At 69.7% G+C, this 15,822-nt stretch carries 15 protein-coding genes; 6 read left to right on the top strand and 9 right to left on the bottom strand.

Annotated features, from left to right (window positions below; genetic code table 11):
* Positions 1-101 precede the first annotated feature (101 nt).
* From TN53_RS13545 to TN53_RS13530, 4 genes are all read right to left on the bottom strand, one after another.
* Positions 102-1,169 carry an ABC transporter ATP-binding protein gene (locus TN53_RS13545; RefSeq protein WP_046258689.1) on the bottom strand — a complete coding sequence of 356 codons (1,068 nt, stop codon included), beginning with the start codon at positions 1,167-1,169 and terminating at the stop codon, positions 102-104.
* 110 nt (positions 1,170-1,279) lie between these two features.
* The gene (locus TN53_RS13540; protein ID WP_046258688.1) at positions 1,280-2,134 is read right to left on the bottom strand and encodes an ABC transporter permease; all 855 of its coding nucleotides are present in this window, start codon (positions 2,132-2,134) and stop codon (positions 1,280-1,282) included.
* Positions 2,131-2,964 (bottom strand): molybdate ABC transporter substrate-binding protein, encoded by an 834-nt coding sequence (modA, locus tag TN53_RS13535; protein ID WP_046258687.1) that lies wholly within the window; start codon positions 2,962-2,964, stop codon positions 2,131-2,133. Before modA ends, TN53_RS13540 begins: the two co-directional genes overlap by 4 nt.
* 255 nt (positions 2,965-3,219) lie before the next feature.
* Positions 3,220-3,615 (bottom strand): TOBE domain-containing protein, encoded by a 396-nt coding sequence (locus TN53_RS13530; RefSeq protein WP_046258709.1) that lies wholly within the window; start codon positions 3,613-3,615, stop codon positions 3,220-3,222.
* A 104-nt stretch (positions 3,616-3,719) separates the two neighbouring features.
* Here TN53_RS13530 and TN53_RS13525 point away from each other — a divergent pair, with 104 nt between their 5' ends.
* A complete protein-coding gene (locus TN53_RS13525; RefSeq protein ID WP_046258686.1) occupies positions 3,720-4,316 on the top strand; it encodes a DUF1707 SHOCT-like domain-containing protein in 597 nt (198 codons plus the stop codon).
* Here TN53_RS13525 and TN53_RS13520 read toward each other — a convergent pair.
* The gene (locus tag TN53_RS13520) at positions 4,294-4,821 is read right to left on the bottom strand and encodes a hypothetical protein (protein WP_046258685.1); all 528 of its coding nucleotides are present in this window, start codon (positions 4,819-4,821) and stop codon (positions 4,294-4,296) included. The two genes, TN53_RS13525 and TN53_RS13520, sit on opposite strands and share 23 nt — an antisense overlap.
* Positions 4,822-4,993: 172 nt before the next feature.
* Positions 4,994-6,949, bottom strand: coding sequence for an APC family permease (locus TN53_RS13515; RefSeq protein ID WP_046258684.1), 1,956 nt, complete (start codon positions 6,947-6,949; stop codon positions 4,994-4,996).
* A gap of 422 nt (positions 6,950-7,371) precedes the next feature.
* On the opposite strand from TN53_RS13515, the gene TN53_RS13510 reads away from it, so the two are divergent.
* The 5 genes from TN53_RS13510 (at position 7,372) to TN53_RS13490 (ending at position 13,328) form a co-directional block, all read left to right on the top strand.
* Entirely contained in the window at positions 7,372-8,865 is a 1,494-nt protein-coding gene (locus tag TN53_RS13510) for a glycoside hydrolase family 43 protein (protein ID WP_046258683.1), read from the top strand.
* Between the two features lie 217 nt (positions 8,866-9,082).
* Entirely contained in the window at positions 9,083-10,378 is a 1,296-nt protein-coding gene (locus tag TN53_RS13505) for an extracellular solute-binding protein (protein ID WP_046258682.1), read from the top strand.
* 6 nt (positions 10,379-10,384) lie between these two features.
* Positions 10,385-11,383 (top strand): carbohydrate ABC transporter permease, encoded by a 999-nt coding sequence (locus TN53_RS13500; RefSeq protein ID WP_046258681.1) that lies wholly within the window; start codon positions 10,385-10,387, stop codon positions 11,381-11,383.
* On the top strand, positions 11,380-12,207 hold the full coding sequence (locus TN53_RS13495) for a carbohydrate ABC transporter permease (protein WP_046258680.1): 828 nt from the start codon (positions 11,380-11,382) through the stop codon (positions 12,205-12,207). The genes TN53_RS13500 and TN53_RS13495 overlap by 4 nt, the downstream gene beginning before the upstream one ends.
* Before the next feature lie 56 nt (positions 12,208-12,263).
* Positions 12,264-13,328 (top strand): endo-1,4-beta-xylanase, encoded by a 1,065-nt coding sequence (locus tag TN53_RS13490; protein WP_046258679.1) that lies wholly within the window; start codon positions 12,264-12,266, stop codon positions 13,326-13,328.
* A 99-nt stretch (positions 13,329-13,427) separates the two neighbouring features.
* Here TN53_RS13490 and TN53_RS13485 read toward each other — a convergent pair whose 3' ends face one another.
* From TN53_RS13485 to TN53_RS13475, 3 genes are all read right to left on the bottom strand, one after another.
* On the bottom strand, positions 13,428-14,474 hold the full coding sequence (locus tag TN53_RS13485) for a LacI family DNA-binding transcriptional regulator (RefSeq protein ID WP_046258678.1): 1,047 nt from the start codon (positions 14,472-14,474) through the stop codon (positions 13,428-13,430).
* 210 nt (positions 14,475-14,684) lie between these two features.
* Complete coding sequence (locus TN53_RS13480; RefSeq protein WP_046258677.1) at positions 14,685-14,891, bottom strand: DUF5999 family protein; 207 nt, start codon at positions 14,889-14,891, stop codon at positions 14,685-14,687.
* A gap of 279 nt (positions 14,892-15,170) precedes the next feature.
* Positions 15,171-15,755 carry a hypothetical protein gene (locus TN53_RS13475; protein ID WP_046258676.1) on the bottom strand — a complete coding sequence of 195 codons (585 nt, stop codon included), beginning with the start codon at positions 15,753-15,755 and terminating at the stop codon, positions 15,171-15,173.
* Positions 15,756-15,822: the final 67 nt, after the last annotated feature.

Here is a 15,822-nt window from a genome sequence, read left to right as displayed (position 1 = left end):
GGTTGTTGAGATGGGCCCCGCTTGCGGCGGGGCCCATTTTCTGTGTCCGCCGTGTCCGCCTGGCTCCCGGCGGGGGTGCCGGCGGCGAGGCCATGTGACGTTTACGCCGGGTATGCATGCGTTTGCGTTGCCTTCACCGTGGCCCAGATCTCCGCGCCCGGGTGCAGGTCGAGTTCGGCCGCGGCGACCGTGGTGAGGTCCGCGGCGAGGGGGAGTTCGCCGGTGAGGTCGGCGCGGATCTGGTCGCCGTGGGTCTCCAGGCCGGCCACCTGGCAGCGCCAGAGGTTACGGGCGCTGGAGCCGGTGGGACGGTCGCGGTAGAGGGTCACGGCGGACGGGGGGAACGCGACGAAGGCGTCTCCCGTGAGGTCCTCGGTGGTGGTGATGACGGGGCCGGCCTCCAGGTGGACCCTGTGGCCTTCTGACCGGCCCTTGTAGAGGTTCAGGCCGACGAGCTGGGCGATGTAGTCCGTACGGGGGTGGCGGGCGATGTCGGACGGGGTGCCCTCCTGGACGACCCGGCCGTGCTCGATCACGACCAGGCGGTCGGCCAGGACCATCGCGTCCAGGGGGTCGTGGGTGACCAGGACGGCGACCGCCTCGAAGTCGGCCAGGTGGCGGCGGAGTTGGGAGCGGACCTCCAGGCGGCTGCGGGCGTCCAACGCCGCGAGGGGTTCGTCGAGGAGGAGCAGGCGGGGGTGGGTGGCCAGGGCGCGGGCCAGCGCGACGCGTTGGGCCTGGCCGCCGGAGAGTCTGCGGGGCTTGGCTGTGGCGTGGTCGGCGAGACCCATGCGGGTCAGCCACTCGCTTGCCTGTTGGCGGGACTCCGCCTTTGTCGCGCCCTGGCAGCGGGGGCCGAACGCGACGTTGTCCAGGGCTGTGAGGTGGGGGAAGAGGAGGTAGTCCTGGAAGACGACGCCGACGGGGCGGGATTCGGGGGGAGTGCGGTCCAGGTCGGTGCCGTCCAGGCGTAGGTGGCCGGCGGTGAGGGGGGTGAGGCCGGCGAGGGCGCGCAGGGCGGTGGTCTTGCCTGCGCCGTTGGGGCCGAGGAGGGCTACCACCTCGCCGGGGGCTGCCGTGAGGGTGATGTCGAGGTGGAAGGTGGGGTGGGTGACGATCAGATGGGCGTGGAGGCCGTCGGGTGGGTGCGGGTGTGTTGTGGGGCGCATCCGGCCTTCGGCCGGATTTGTTTTCCCACCCGCACCGCCGTTGCTGCTTTCGTTGTCGGGTGCGGGTGGCCCCTGTGGGGGCTGAGCGCCGTCGGCGGGGCGAGGGTTCGTCATGACGTCGTCATCCAGCGGTCCCGCAAGCCCGCCAGGACCGCGATCGATACCGCCAGGAGCACCAGGCTCAGGGCGATCGCCGCTGCCGGGTCGCTCTGGAGTGCCAGGTAGACCGCGAGGGGCATGGTCTGGGTGCGGCCGGGGAAGTTGCCGGCGAAGGTGATCGTGGCGCCGAACTCGCCCAGGGCCCGGGCCCAGGCGAGGACGGCGCCGGCAGCGATACCAGGGGCGATCAGGGGGAGGGTCACGCGGCGGAAGGCCGTGAAGCGGGAGGCGCCCAGGGTGGTGGCCGCCTCCTCGTAGCGGGGATCTGCCGCGCGCAGGGTGCCCTCCACGCTGATGACCAGGAACGGCATCGCCACGAAGGTCTCCGCGACGATGACGCCCGCAGTGGTGAAGGGGAGCGTGACGCCGAACCAGGAGTCCAGCCAGCGGCCCACGATGCCGTTGCGGCCCAGGGCCATCAGGAGGGCCACGCCGCCCACCACCGGAGGCAGGACCAGGGGAAGGGTCACCAGGGCGCGGACCAGGCCGCGGCCGGGGAACTCGGTGCGGGCCAGGAGCCAGGCCAGGGGGACGCCGATCAGGAGACTGAGGGCGGTCGCGGCCGTGGCGCACACCAGGGACAGACGTAGTGCCTGCCATACCTCGGCGCTGGTCAGCTGCTGCGGGAGGGTGCTCCAGGGGGCCCGGACCAGCAGGGCGACCAGGGGGAGGATCAGGAACGCCAGGCCCAGCAGGGCCGGCAGGAGGAGGGGAAGCGGGACGCCCTTGAACGGCTGCCGGGCGCGGCGGCGCCGCTGACCGCCCCTGAGGGTGTCCGCGACGCCGGTCCTGTCCAGGGACGTCACGGCTTGAGGAACCCGGCCGAGGTCAGGACCTTCTGGCCCTCGGCGGACTGGACCAGCTCGATGAACGCCTTCGCCGTGGCGGCGTTGGGGGCGTCCTTGAGCAGGGCGATCGGGTAGTCGTTGATGGCGTCGGCCGACTCGGGGAAGTCCACGCCCTCCACCTTGTCACCCGCGGTCTTCACATCGGTCTTGTAGACCACCGCGGCGTCAGCCTCCTTGAGCTCCACCTTCGTCAGAGCGCTCTTGACGTCCTGCTCGTAGGAGACCGGGGTGAGCTTGAGGCGGCCGGCGTCGAGGGCCTTCTGGGCGGCGGCGCCGCAGGGGACCTCCTCGTCGCACAGCACGACCTTCAGGCCGGACTTGGTGAGGTCCTTGAGGGAGGCGATCCTGTCCGGGTTGCCCGGCAGGGTGGCGATCTCCAGCTGGTTGCGGACGAAGGTGGCGGGCGTGCCCGTGGCGCCCCCCGCGTCCGTGACGATCTTCATCGTCTTGGGGCTGGCCGCGGCGAACACGTCGGCGCCGGCGCCGCTCGTGATGCTGGCGGCCAGGGTGTCGCTGCCGCCGAAGTTGAAGGTGACCTTGGTGCCGGGATGCGTCTTCTCGAACTCCTTGCCCAGGGTCGTGAAGCTCTCCTTCAGGGAGGCCGCGGCGAAGACGTTCACCGTGCCGGACAGCTTCGCCGACGCGGAGGCCGAGGTGTCGGAGCCCGCGGAGTCGGAGTCGGAGTCGGAGGAGGAGCAGGCGGTCAGGGCCAGCAGCGCGGCGGTTCCGGCACCGGTCAGCTGGAGGCTCCTGCGGGTGCGACGGGTCCGGCGAGCGGAACGGGTCATCACGGTCTACTCCTTCACGATCTTCGGGCTTGGGCCGCTGGGGCCCGGCAGCGGCCTGTCGAAGACCCTGCGGCGATGATACTGCCGCATATGCAAGGTGGAAGTCTCCTGTGGCATCGCACGATCCGGCCCCATGGCGGGCTGGGGTGTGCATGTGCGTTCGTACGGGACGGCCTTGCGGGTACGGTCCTGCCGGAGGTGGTGTCCCGTGAAGCAGCTGGTTGCCGAACTGGCCCTGAGCGTGCCTGGTGGGTGTCAGGTGCGGTCGATGTGTACGTTTGTCGACTTCACGCGGGCCGTGGCCTCCATGCCGACCTCCAGGCCCAGTTCCTCGACGGCCTCGCGGGTCAGCAGGGAGACCAGGCGGTGCGGGCCGGCCTGGATCTCGACCTGGGCGGCGACGTCGCCGAGCTTGATCGCGGTGACGATGCCGGGGAAGGCGTTGCGGACCGAGGTGTACGACGGCTCCTCGTCACCGGTGTCGCTCCTGGCCAGCTCGACGGAGAACGCGGCCAGGTCCTGGCCGTCGATGAGCCGCCGCCCGCCCTCGTCGCGGTGGGTCGCCATCCGGCCCGCGTCCGCCCAGCGGCGCGCGGTGTCGGGGCTCACGCCCAGGAGTCGGGCCGCCTGGCCGATCGTGTACGACTGCATGCGGATCACGATAGGGGCATCAACGGGGAACGGCGGGTGCGGGGTTGAGCGTTGGGTATAACGCGATATAGCTTTAGTTCGCCACCTGGGATCGGAGTGAGGGCATGTCGGGTGAGTTGGCGCGGGGTGGCAGGGACGCAGCGGTCGGGCTGAGGGCCTCGCATGCGGACCGGGATCGTGTCGTGGACGTGCTGCGTATCGCGGCGGGGGACGGCCGGCTGACCGCTGAGGAACTCGACGAGCGCCTGGAGGCCGCCCTGTCCGCCCGCACCCTGGGGGAGCTGGCCGGGCTGACGGCGGACCTCCCGGCGGACGCGGCCGGCGAGGTCAAGGACGTCGTCCGGATCGAGCAGCAGGGCGGGTCGGCCGTGCGCGGCGACGGGTGGGCGGTACCCCGGCGGCTGGAGGTGGAGTCCTCCTGGGGTGACGTGACGCTCGACTTCACCGACGCGGTGATCACGTACGACACGCTCTACGTCGACCTCGGCATGCGGGGCGGGACGCTGCGGCTGGTGACGCGGCCCGGTGTCGTGGTGGAGACCGACTCGCTCGTCGTCGAGTACGCCCAGGTGAAAACGCGTCCTGCCGGTGACTCCGGCACACCTGTCGTGCTGCGGGTGGAGGTCGGCGGGCGGCTGAGGTACGGCAAGGTCGTGGCCCGGGGGCGGCGGGGGTTCCTCAGGAGATCCCGGACGCCCTGAGTACCGACAGGGCGGCCTCGTCGTCGATCTCCTGGCCGAGGTGGCGCAGGGCGTCCGGGCTCTGGCGCAGAGTGCCGTGTTCGAGCGAGTGGCGTACGCCCGTGTCCAGTTCGTGCCAGAGGAAGGGATTGGTGATCAGGACACGGGGGTCGCATTCCAGGCGGTTGCCGTGGGTGTCGCGGAGGATCAGATGCGAGGAGATCTGGCCGTAGAGCTGTACTGATACCAGGGCGTCCGTGTGCACCCGGTGGTGGCCTGCGAGGCCCTGTACTTCCAGCCAGCCCGGTCCTGCGGTGACGCGTTGGGGGAAGAGGACCGCGAAGACCGTGGCGGACAGGGTGAGCCAGAGCAGGGCGCGGGTGAGGGTGAGGGTGCCCATGTCCCAGTCGACGAACAGGGTCAGGGCGCCGAAGGTGAGGGCGAGGCCTGCCGCCAGCCGGACGGTGCCGCGCCAGTGGCGGTCGTCGGCCGGGGGTGGGGGATCGCTCCGTCCGCTCGGTCGCATGAGTCGACGGTAGGGCGAGACGGGGGCGGGTGTGCTGCCACTGACGGTGCTCTGACGTCGTTCCGTTGAAGATTGACGCGATTTCTATGGCGGTGCGGGCGCGGGTGCGGGTGGGCCCTGTGAGGGATTGGCGCCGACGGCGGGTCGGATGCGCGCGCGGCCTGTTCGTCCGTCAGCCCGTGTGCACCCTCGGGCGGCGGGCTCTGTCCGGTTCTGCCTCGCGGAGGACCTCTCGGGTGACCGGGGCCACCTCGCCCTGGCCGAAGAGGAAGAAGCGGAGGAAGTTGGCGAAGGGGTTGCCCTCGGTCCACTCGAAGTACATGTGGGGGGTGCATCCCGTGGTGTCGCGGACGTGGAGCAGCAGCGCGGCCAGGGCGTTGGGGATGGAGGAGGATTCCAGGGTCAGGATGCGGTAGCGGTTGTGGAGGACCTCGCCGCGCACCGTGAGGCCCGCCTCGAATTCGGAGGGGTCCAGGACCGTGACCTCTACGAAGACGAAGTCCTCCTGGCCGGCGATGTCGTTGTCCTCGCGGATCTGCTCGATCTTGTCGCGGTACTCGGCCTTGTCGCGCGCGTCGGGCTCGTTGGCGATGAATCGGATCTTGCGGCTGGCGATGTCCCGGATGAATCGTTCCGCCATTGGGTCGAGCGTCACGCTCGTCACGCGGAGCTCGAAGGCTCGGGCCAGGCGGGAGAGCAGGGAGACCAGGATGATGCCGGCGATGAAGCAGGCGCCGATCTTCACGCCGTCCGGGCGCTCGAAGACGTTGACGACCGTCGTGTAGAGGAACACCGCCGAGATGACGGCGAAGCCGATGGTCCAGTTGCGCTGGCCGGCCCTGCGGGCGGCGATGGTCACCGCGATCGCCGCCGAGGAGATCAGGACCAGGACACCGGTGGCGTACGCGCCGCCCTGGGCGTCCACGTCGGCGTCGAAGATCCAGGTGACCAGGAAGGCGATCAGGGTGAAGACGATGACCATCGGGCGGACGGCCCTGGCCCAGTGCGGGGCCATGCCGTAGCGGGGCAGGTAGCGCGGCATGAGGTTCAGCAGGCCGGCCATCGCTGAGGCGCCGGCGAACCACAGGATGGCGATCGTCGAGACGTCGTAGACCGTGCCGAAGGCGCCGCCCAGGTACTTGTGGGCCAGGAAGGCGAGGGCGCGGCCGTTGGCCTGGCCGCCGGACTCGAACTCCTTCTCCGGGATCAGGAGGGTGGTGATGAAGCTGGTGGCGATCAGGAAGCAGCTCATGATCACGGCGGCGGTGGTGAGCAGCTTCTTCGTGTCGCGGATCCGGCCGGCCGGGTTCTGATCGGTCTCGCCGGGGTCACCCTTGACGTGCGGCATGACGGCTACGCCGGTCTCGAAGCCGGAGAGGCCGAGGGCGAGCTTGGGGAAGACGATCAGGGCCACGCCGATCATCACGAAGACGTTGCCGTGCTCGTTGGTCAGGGCGGTCGACCAGTCGGTGACCACGTGTGCGGCGGTGATGACGTGCCAGAGGCCGACGATCACGACGACGACGTTCAGCGCGAGGTAGATGCCGACCAGGACGACCGCGACGCCGATCGCCTCCAGGAAGCCCTTGAGGAACACCGCGCCGAGCAGGGCGACCAGGATGAGGGTGATCAGGAGCTGCTTGTCGTGCAGGGCGCTGTTCAGGTGCGGGTTCTCGACGAGGTGGGTCGAGGCGTCGGCGGCCGACAGGGTGATGGTGATCAGGAAGTCCGTGGCGGCGAAGCCGAGCAGGGTCAGGACGAAGAGCTTGCCCTTCCAGAAGGTGAGCAGGCGTTCCAGCATCGCGATCGAGCCCTGGCCGTGGGGGCTTTCCTCGGCCACGCGGCGGTAGACGGGCAGTGCGCCCGCCAGGGTCACGATCACCAGGACGATGGTCGCGATCGGGGAGAGCAGACCGGCCGCGAGCGCCGCGATGCCGGGCTGGTAGCCGAGGGTCGAGAAGTAGTCGACGCCGGTGAGACACATGACCCGCCACCACTGCTGGCCCTCCGGCTCCGGCTCCGGCTTGGACTCGGCCGGCTGGCCGTGGCTGCCCTTGCCCATGTCGGACAGGCCTTCCAGCATCCAGGCGCGCAGCCGACTGGGTGGCGCGTGTTCGGTGGTGGCCATCGGGGCTCCTGTGTGCGGCTCAGCGTGTGTTTCCGGCCATCACCTGGACGGCCGGATCAGCGTAAGCGGAGAGTGACGTCAGGGCCCACGGATGAGGGGGCCGGGGGCGTCAAGCTTCCGTTAAGACTGGCTTTGCGGAAGGCCGCGGCATGACAAGAGAGGAGCGTAGGGGCGGATTCGGGGTGGACTGGGTCGTAGTGGGGAGTGAGGGGGCGGGGCGGCGGCAGCGGACACCCAGCGTCATGTCGTACGTCTGTAGAGGCCACCCGGATGCCCCGGACGGCATCCGCAGCCGGGGCGCGGGTCCGTGGCCCCGGCTGTCTTGTCGTCGGCCCCCTGGCTACCTACAGTGCGACTCCGTAACGTTCGCCAGATCATCCGAAAGTTTCGCCATCGTGCGACGCTCGAAGGGACTGACGCACATGCGGACGTACGACAATCCTGTGATCGCCGGGTTCCATCCGGATCCGAGTGTGTGCCGGGTGGGGGAGGACTACTACCTCGTCTGTTCCAGCTTCGAGTACTTCCCGGGCGTGCCGCTCTTCCACAGCCGTGACCTGGTGCATTGGCGGCAGATCGGCAATGTCCTCGACCGGCCCGGGCAGTTGGAGCTGCCCGACGACCTGCCTGCCTCGGCCGGTGTCTACGCTCCCACCCTGCGCCATCACGGCGGCCGCTTCTACCTGATCACCACCAATGTCGGGGCCCGTGGCAACTTCATCGTCACCAGCGACCGCCCGGAGGGGCCGTGGTCCGATCCCGTATGGCTCGACCTGGCCGGCATCGACCCCGACCTGGCCTGGGACGAGGACGGTTCCTGCTGGGTCGCCGTCGCCGGCTGCGCGGTCGCGCGTATCGACCCGGAGACCGGCAAGGTGCTGGAGGGCCCGCTTCCGGTGTGGTCCGGGTCGGGCATGCAGGACCCGGAGGCGCCGCACCTCTACCGCATCGGTGAGTGGTGGTACCTCCTGGTCGCCGAGGGCGGTACGGCCCATGGGCACAGCGTCTCGATCGCCCGGGCGAGGTCCCCGCGCGGGCCGTACGAACCGGCCCCGGCCAATCCGATCCTGACCCACCGCAGCACCGGTCTGCCCATCCAGTGCACCGGCCACGCCGACCTGGTGGAGGCGGCCGACGGCACCTGGTGGATGGTGCTCCTGGGCACCCGCCCGCGCGGGTACTTCCCGTCCTTCCATGTGCTGGGCCGCGAGACGTTCCTGACCCCGGTGGAGTGGGCCGACGGCTGGCCGAGGGCGGGGCTGGTACGGGAGCGGCACCCGGCGCCGGCAGCCTGGCACACCGTCGAACTCCCGCCCGCACGGGACGACTTCGACGCCGCCGACCTGTCCCCGCACTGGATCTCCCCGCGCCGCAGGCCGGACGACTCGTGGTCGCTGGGGGAGCGGCCGGGATGGCTGACCCTGCGGGCGACGGGGACCAGCCTCGACCGGCCGGGGCACACCTTCGTGGGGCGCCGTCAGCAGCACCACGACTGCCGGTTCGCGGCCCGGCTGGACCCCGGGGCGGGGCGCGCCGGACTCTCCGTCCGCCTCGACGAGGCGCATCACTACGACATCGAGGTCGCCCAGGGAGAGGCGGCCGTGTTCGCCCGGATCGGCCCGGTGCGCCAGTGCCTCGCGCGGCGGACGGTGGGGTCGGGGCCGGTCACGCTCACCGTGGAGGTCCGTACGGACTCGCCGGTGTCCCCGACCGGGCAGGAGGAGCCGGGAGTTCGCGCAGGAGGCCCCGACGTGGTGGCGCTCGGGATCGACGGCGTACGGCTGGCCGAGCTCGACGGTCGTTATCTGTCCACGCAGGTCGCCGGTGGCTTCACCGGGCGGGTGGTCGGGATGTACGTCACCGAGGGCAGCGCGGCCTTCGACTGGTTCGAGTACGTGCCCGAGCCGCAGCCGTAGTTCCGGAAAGCCTCGGAAACTCTCGGTCCGGGCCGGTCGGTGCCAACGGGCCCGGACACCAGGGAAGTCGGCCGCAGATTCACCGCGTACAAGGGGTTGCCACCGTTTGGCAGCTGTCTCTAGGGTGCGGCATCAACGAACCTTTCTGGATCAACTCCGAAACTTTCGGTCCAGCGGACGGGCGTAGACGCTCCGTCCCGTACCCAAGGAGCACACCATGGGCGACCCGGCACTGTCCCGCCGAGGCTTCCTGGCGGCGTCCGCCGCGGCCGGTCTGGGCATGACCGCACTGAGTGGCTGCGGTGACTCGGATGACGAGGGGTCGTCCGACGGGACGACCACCATCGAGTGGTGGAACATCTCCACCACCGAGCCGGCCAAGAGCGTCTGGGCGGACCTCGCCAAGAAGTTCGAGGCCCAGAACCCCAAGGTCAAGCTGAAGATCGTGCAGTTGGAGAACGACGCCTACAAGTCGAAGATGACGGCACTGATCGCCTCCGGGAAGCTCCCCGACATCTTCCACACCTGGGGCGGCGGCGTCCTCAAGCAGCAGGTCGACGCCGGTCTTGTCGAGGACCTCACCGACCGGACGAAGCCGTGGGCCGACAGCCTGCTGAAGGTGTCGAAGGAGCCCTACCTCCTCGACGACAAGGTGTACGGCATCCCGTTCGACATCGGCATGATCGGCTTCTGGTACAACAAGGCGCTCTTCAAGCAGGCCGGCATCAGCGAACCCCCCACCACCTGGGGCGCGTTCCTCGAAGCCGTCAGCAAGCTGAAGTCGAAGAACATCACCCCCATCGCCCTCGCGGGCAAGGAGAAGTGGCCCGGCATGTACTACTGGGCCTACCTCGCCATGCGTACCGCCGGCGCGAGCGCCCTGCAGAAGGCCTATGACGACAAGGACTTCACCGGCGACGAGTTCATCCAGGCGGGCGCCCACCTCAAGACCCTCGTCGATCTCGAGCCGTTCCAGAAGGGTTTCCTCAACGCCGCCTACTCCACCCCGACCGGCCAGGCGGCCACCGTCGGCAACGGCAAGGCGGCCATGGAGCTCATGGGCCAGTGGGCCCCGAACGTGCAGGCCGACGCCGGCAAGGGCCTCGGGAAGGACCTGGGCTTCTTCCCGTTCCCCGCGGTCGAGGGCGGCAAGGGCGCCATCACCGAGGTGTTCGGCGGCGGGGGCGGGCACGCCCTGCGCCGCGGTGCCCCGCAGGCGGCCGTCGACTTCCTGAAGTTCTTCGCCTCCGAGGCCACAGACCTGGAACTGGTCAAGAAGACCGGCACCCTCCCGGTGGTCGCCGGCGCCGAGAGCGCCATCACCGACCCCAACATCAAGGCCGTACAGACGCAGTTGAACGCCGCCACCGGCTTCCAGCTCTACCTCGACCAGGCGTACGCCCCCGCCGTCGGCCAGGAGGTCAACGACAGCGTGGCCGCGCTCATCGCCGGCTCCAAGTCTCCTGAACAGGTCTCCCAGTCGATCACGAAGTCCGCGAAGGAAGAGCAGTAGCAGGCGATGACCTCCACGTTCCTCGCAGACAAGCGGAGCGGTCCCGGTGCCGATGCCCCGCCCCCGGACATCGTCAGGGCCCGGGGGCGGGCCCGGCGGCGCGCCCTCAACTGGCTCACGGCGATGGGCTTCCAGCTGCCCGCCCTGGTCCTCTTCACCGGGCTCGTGCTGCTGCCGATGCTGTTCGCGCTGTACGCCGCCTTCTTCCGCTGGGGTGGCTTCGGGATGCCCGAGGACTACGTCGGTGTCGACAACTTCACCGACCTCTTCGACAACCCGGTCTTCCTGGGCGACCTGTGGCGCTGCCTCGTCCTGGTCGTCCTCACGCTCGCCCTCCAGCTGCCGTTCGCGCTCGCCATGGCGGTCCTGCTCAACCAGCGGCTGCGCGGCCGGGCTGTCTACCGGATGCTGTTCTTCGCGCCCTACGTGCTGTCCGAGGCCATCACCGGCGTGCTCTTCAGCATGGTCTTCGCCCCGGACGACGGTCTGGCCGACCATCTCCTCGGCAGCATCGGTCTCGACAGCGTCGGCGGTGAGTGGTTCGCCGATCAGTCGTATGTGATGGCGACCCTGTTCATCGTCATGACCTGGAAGTACTTCGGCTTCCACATGATGCTCCTGCTGGCCGGACTCCAGTCCGTCCCCCGTGAGTTGACCGAGGCGGCACTGATCGACGGTGCGAACGCCTGGCAGCGTTTCCGCAGCGTCACCCTGCCGCTGCTCGCGCCCACCATCCGCATCAGCGTCTTCCTGGCCGTCATCGGCTCGATCCAGCTCTTCGACCTGGTGTGGGTGATCACCCAGGGCGGCCCCGACCACCACTCCGAGACCATGGCCGTGACCATGTTCCAGTACGGCTTCAAGCGCTACCAGGTCGGCTACGCCAGCGCGATCAGCGTGGTCATGTTCGGGATCTGCCTCGTCTTCGCCCTCGCCTACCAGCGGTTCGTGCTCCGCCGCGACCTCGAAGGGGCCACCACCACGATGAGGGGGGCCGGGAAATGAGCCGCAGGAACGCCCGTACGTTGCCCTTGCACCTCATCCTCGTCGCCGTCGGCGTCGTCATGCTCGTCCCCCTGGTGTACGCCGTCCTGTCCGGCTTCAAGTCCACCGACGAGCTCTCCAGCAATCCCTTCGGACTGCCGAAGCGCTGGCTGGGGAGCAACTACACCGACATCCTCGGCGGAAGCGACTTCTGGAAGCTGCTCGGCAACAGCACGCTGATCGCGGTCGCCACGACCGTGCTCGTCGTCGCGGCGTCCGCGCTCGCGGCCTTCTCCTTCGCCCGGTTCGCCTTCCGGGGCCGGGAGGTGCTGTTCACCTTCTTCACGATGGGGCTGATGTTCCCCTTCGCGGTGGCCGCCCTGCCCCTGTTCCTGCTGCTGCGCTATCTCGGGCTGCTCGACAACCCGCTGGGCGTGATCCTGCCGCAGGCCGCGTTCGGGCTGCCGATGACCATCATCATCCTGCGCGCCTTCTTCCGGGAGATCCCCGGCGAACTGGAGGAGGCGGCCACCCTCGACGGGTGCAGCTCCTTCGGCTTCTTCTGGCGGGTGCTGCTGCCCATGGCCCGGCCCGCACTCGGCACCGTCTCGGTGCTCGCCGTCGTCACCAGCTGGAACAACTTCATGCTGCCGCTGCTGGTGTTCACCGACAACACCTGGTGGACGCTGCCCATCGGCGTCCAGCAGTTCCAGGGCCAGTACTCCGCGGAGTACGCCCGCGTCTTCGCCTATCTCGTCCTCGCGATGGTTCCCGCCCTCGCCTTCTACTCGGTCGCCGAGCGTCAGCTCGTCGGCGGCCTCACCGCCGGCGCCACGAAGGGATGACCCGCGCCGGAATCCCGTACGGCTCGCCCACACACCCGCACGTGAGGAGTCGCACCATGCGCAAGAACCGCCTCAGACTCGCCGGCGCTCTCGCCGCCTTCCTGGTCGCCGCAGGCGTGGCCACCGGCCCGGGCGCCCAGGCCCACGAAAACGCCGAGACCCACGGCAAGAAGGTCACCCTCGCCGACCTCGCCCAGCGCCACGGCCGCTACTTCGGCAGCGCCACCGACAACCCCGAACTCGTCGACGAGCCCTACAAGGCCGTCCTCGGCAGCGAGTTCGACCAGATCACGCCGGGCAACGGCATGAAGTGGTACGCCACCGAACCCCAGCAGGGCGTCTTCGACTTCACGAAGGGCGACGAGATCGTGAACCTCGCCCGGGCCAACCACCAGAAGGTGCGCGGCCACACCCTCGTCTGGCACAGCCAGCTGCCCGGCTGGCTCACCGGCAAGGAGTGGACGGCGACCGAACTGAGGGCCGTGCTGAAGAAGCACATCCAGACCGAGGTACGGCACTACCGGGGCAAGGTATTCGCCTGGGACGTCGTCAACGAGGCCTTCAACGAGGACGGGACGTACCGCGAGACGGTCTTCTACAAGACCCTCGGCCCCGGCTACATCGCCGACGCCCTGCGCTGGGCCCGACAGGCCGACCCGAAGGTCAAGCTCTACCTCAACGACTACAACATCGAGGCGGTCGGCCCGAAGAGCGACGCCTACTACACCCTGGCCAAGGAGCTGAAGGCGCAAGGCGTTCCGCTCGACGGCATCGGTCTTCAGGCCCACCTGGCACTCCAGTACGGCTATCCGACCACCCTGGAGGACAACCTCCGCAGGTTCGCCGGGCTCGGCCTCGACACCTCGCTCACCGAGGTCGACATCCGGATGATCCTGCCCGCGACCGAAGAGAAGCTGGCCCAGCAGGCCGACTGGTACGCCGACCTGACCGATGCCTGTCTCGCCGTGCGGCGGTGTGTCGGCATCACCGTCTGGGACTACACCGACAAGTACTCCTGGATCCCGGCGTTCTTCGAGGGTCAGGGCGCGGCGCTGCCGTGGGACGAGCAACTGCGGCCCAAGCCCGCCTACTTCGCGATCAAGGAGGCGCTCAAGAAGTAGCGGTACGGCGGTGAGACGCCCGGCGGCTGGGCACGGAGGGGAGTCCGCCGGGGTGCGGCCCGGCCCGGCGGTGTGGCTCACCGCCGGGCCGGTGCCGGGTCAGCGCGCCGGGGGTGCGGTGCTCGCGCGGACCACCAGTTCCGTGCCGAGCTCCACCCTCGGCGAGTCCGGCTGCTCGTCGCGGGCCAGCTTGAGCACCGTGCGGACGGCCAGCTTGCCCATGTCGGCGAGCGGTTGACGGACCGTGGTGAGTGGCGGGGCGGACCAGCGGACTTCCGGAAGGTCGTCGAAACCGACCAGGCTCATGTCCTCCGGGACCCGCAGCCCGCGTCTGCGCAGTGCCTCGATCGCGCCGAGCGCCATCTGGTCGCTGGCCGCGAAGATCGCCGTCGGCGGTTCGGGCAGGTCCAGCAGCGCGTTGCAGCCCGCGAAGCCGGACTCGGGGTGGAAGTCGCCGGGGACGACGAGCGAGTCGTCGACCGTGAGCCCGGTGCCCTCCAGGGCGGCGCGGTAGCCGTCGAAGCGGGCTCGGGAGCACAGCAGCCGGGGCGGGCCCGAGATCAGGCCGATCCTGCGGTGGCCCAGCGACAGCAGATGCTCGGTGGCCGCCATGCCGCCCGACCAGTTCGCGGCGCCGATGGTGGGGGCGTCCAGGGCGGGGGAGCCCGCCGGGTCGACGACGACGAGCGGGACGCCGAGGATGCGCAACTCCTCGTGCAGCACCGGCTCCAGGACCGAGGTGACCAGAATGACGCCGTCGGAGGCGCGGGCCCGCAGATTGCGCATCCACTCGCGGGCGTCGCCGGAGCGGCCGTGGATCGCCGAGACCACGGTGCCGACGCCGGCCGCGTGTGCGACCTCCTCGACCCCGCGGATGATCTCCACCGCCCAGGGGCTGTCGAGGTCGTTGAAGACCAGGTCGAGCAGGGCCGCACCGCTGGCGGAGGTGCTCGGGCGCTTGCGGTAGCCGTACTGGCGGAGCAGATCCTCCACGCGGGCCCGGGTCCTGGGCGACACGTCGGAACGGCCGTTGACGACCCGGGAGACGGTCGGCACGGAGACGCCCGCCTGTCGGGCGATCTCGGTGATCGTGACCCGGCCCCCGGTCTCGGGCGCTCTCTCGGTGTCGACCTCGTGTGCTGTCAACTCCCCACCTCCGTCGACGGATCGAAACTTCCAGGAGTCTTCCGGAAAATGGGTGCCCATGGGAAGTGCGCCAGGGAGAAGAGCGCATTCCGCATGGGGAACTACAGGGAGTGATCACCCCCGGACATGCGTCGGGGCCGGTTCGCAGCACAGGTCTGCGGGCCGGCCCCTCAAGTCACCGGGCGGTCGGTCCCACCGCCCGGTAGCGCCTCAGGCGGCGGTCATCACCTGTTCGGTGCCCATGGGGCGGTGCGGGGCGATGATCTTGCCGTCGGGCAGGAGCTCACCGGTGTCCTCGAATTGCAGAACGCCGTTGCACAGCAGGCTCCATCCCTGCTCCGGGTGGTGCGCCATGAGTCGGGCGGACTCCCGGTCGGCGGATTCGGCTGTCGGACACGGCGGCTGGTGCTGGCACATTGGTGGGATCTTTCGCTTTGTCGTGGTTTTCATCGCTGCCCCCGTTGTGATAAGTCGGTCGGAACCAGTGTTGCCCCACGGGCGTCAATCCGCAGGGATTTGGCAGCACCGCTACTCACAGGTTCATGACGCATCACCCACGCGGACGGTTCATTCCAACTGCGCTGTCTGTTCGGGTGGTTCGGGATGGCCGGATGGGGCTAGTCCGGACGGGGTGCGGGCATGGAAAGGGCTCGTACGAGCTGCATTTCGCTCGTACGAGCCCCATGATCGAAGATGTCAGGCGAGCTGTCCCAGAAGCGGGGCCGGAGCCGCCCGGTGGGTCAGCACCGGGAGCAGTTCGGCGACGCGGTGCGGCCGGTGGGCCGCGATACCGGGCGGTGCGGGCGCCAGCGGGACGAGCAGATCGGTGGCGGCGGGGTGGCCGGTGGCGCCGTCCGCCGTGAGGTCCCCGTGCAGCCAGAGGGTGAGCATGTAGAGGCCCGGGACCGACAGCAGGCGGGGCTGATAGGGCTGTTGCATGGTCTCGGCCTGGCGCAGCGCACGCTCGGTGGAGGCGATGTAGGGGCCCTCGAAGAAGTGCGAGAAGGCCCAGCCGTCCGGAGTCAGCCGGGTCTCGGCGGCGGCCACCGCACGCTCCTGGCAGCGGATCAGGAAACGCCACCCGGTCAGTCGGGTGGCGGAGGCGCCCGCGGCGGTGATCTCGTCAAGTACGTGTACGGGCAGTGGGAGTTCGGGTGTCGCGGGTCCCTGGGCGGCGCGCAGGGAGGGAGTGCGGGCCTCGCGGACGGCGGTGGGCGAACCGAGCGCGGTGAGGACGGAGCGAAGTGCGGGCGCGGGAGCCGGGGGGACATGCAGCGGCATGGTGGGTCGCCTCTCATTCGACAGGCACAGTGGCGCGAGGACGTGGGCGGACGGCGCTGTCAGCTCG

The organism is Streptomyces sp. WM6386, from assembly GCF_000972385.1.
In the GTDB taxonomy this organism is placed as follows: Bacteria; Actinomycetota; Actinomycetes; order Streptomycetales; family Streptomycetaceae; genus Streptomyces.
This window is presented reverse-complemented; position numbering and strand designations above follow the sequence as displayed.

What these genes read in the sequence shown, in the direction of transcription:
- TN53_RS13545 (WP_046258689.1), bottom strand. Translation starts at nt 1,169, where the DNA reads ATGCGCCCCACAACACACCCGCACCCACCCGACGGCCTCCACGCCCAT.
- modA (WP_046258687.1), bottom strand. Translation starts at nt 2,964, where the DNA reads ATGACCCGTTCCGCTCGCCGGACCCGTCGCACCCGCAGGAGCCTCCAG.
- TN53_RS13530 (WP_046258709.1), bottom strand. Translation starts at nt 3,615, where the DNA reads ATGCAGTCGTACACGATCGGCCAGGCGGCCCGACTCCTGGGCGTGAGC.
- TN53_RS13525 (WP_046258686.1), top strand. Translation starts at nt 3,720, where the DNA reads ATGTCGGGTGAGTTGGCGCGGGGTGGCAGGGACGCAGCGGTCGGGCTG.
- TN53_RS13520 (WP_046258685.1), bottom strand. Translation starts at nt 4,821, where the DNA reads ATGCGACCGAGCGGACGGAGCGATCCCCCACCCCCGGCCGACGACCGC.
- TN53_RS13515 (WP_046258684.1), bottom strand. Translation starts at nt 6,949, where the DNA reads ATGGCCACCACCGAACACGCGCCACCCAGTCGGCTGCGCGCCTGGATG.
- TN53_RS13510 (WP_046258683.1), top strand. Translation starts at nt 7,372, where the DNA reads ATGCGGACGTACGACAATCCTGTGATCGCCGGGTTCCATCCGGATCCG.
- TN53_RS13505 (WP_046258682.1), top strand. Translation starts at nt 9,083, where the DNA reads ATGGGCGACCCGGCACTGTCCCGCCGAGGCTTCCTGGCGGCGTCCGCC.
- TN53_RS13500 (WP_046258681.1), top strand. Translation starts at nt 10,385, where the DNA reads ATGACCTCCACGTTCCTCGCAGACAAGCGGAGCGGTCCCGGTGCCGAT.
- TN53_RS13495 (WP_046258680.1), top strand. Translation starts at nt 11,380, where the DNA reads ATGAGCCGCAGGAACGCCCGTACGTTGCCCTTGCACCTCATCCTCGTC.
- TN53_RS13490 (WP_046258679.1), top strand. Translation starts at nt 12,264, where the DNA reads ATGCGCAAGAACCGCCTCAGACTCGCCGGCGCTCTCGCCGCCTTCCTG.
- TN53_RS13480 (WP_046258677.1), bottom strand. Translation starts at nt 14,891, where the DNA reads ATGTGCCAGCACCAGCCGCCGTGTCCGACAGCCGAATCCGCCGACCGG.
- TN53_RS13475 (WP_046258676.1), bottom strand. Translation starts at nt 15,755, where the DNA reads ATGCCGCTGCATGTCCCCCCGGCTCCCGCGCCCGCACTTCGCTCCGTC.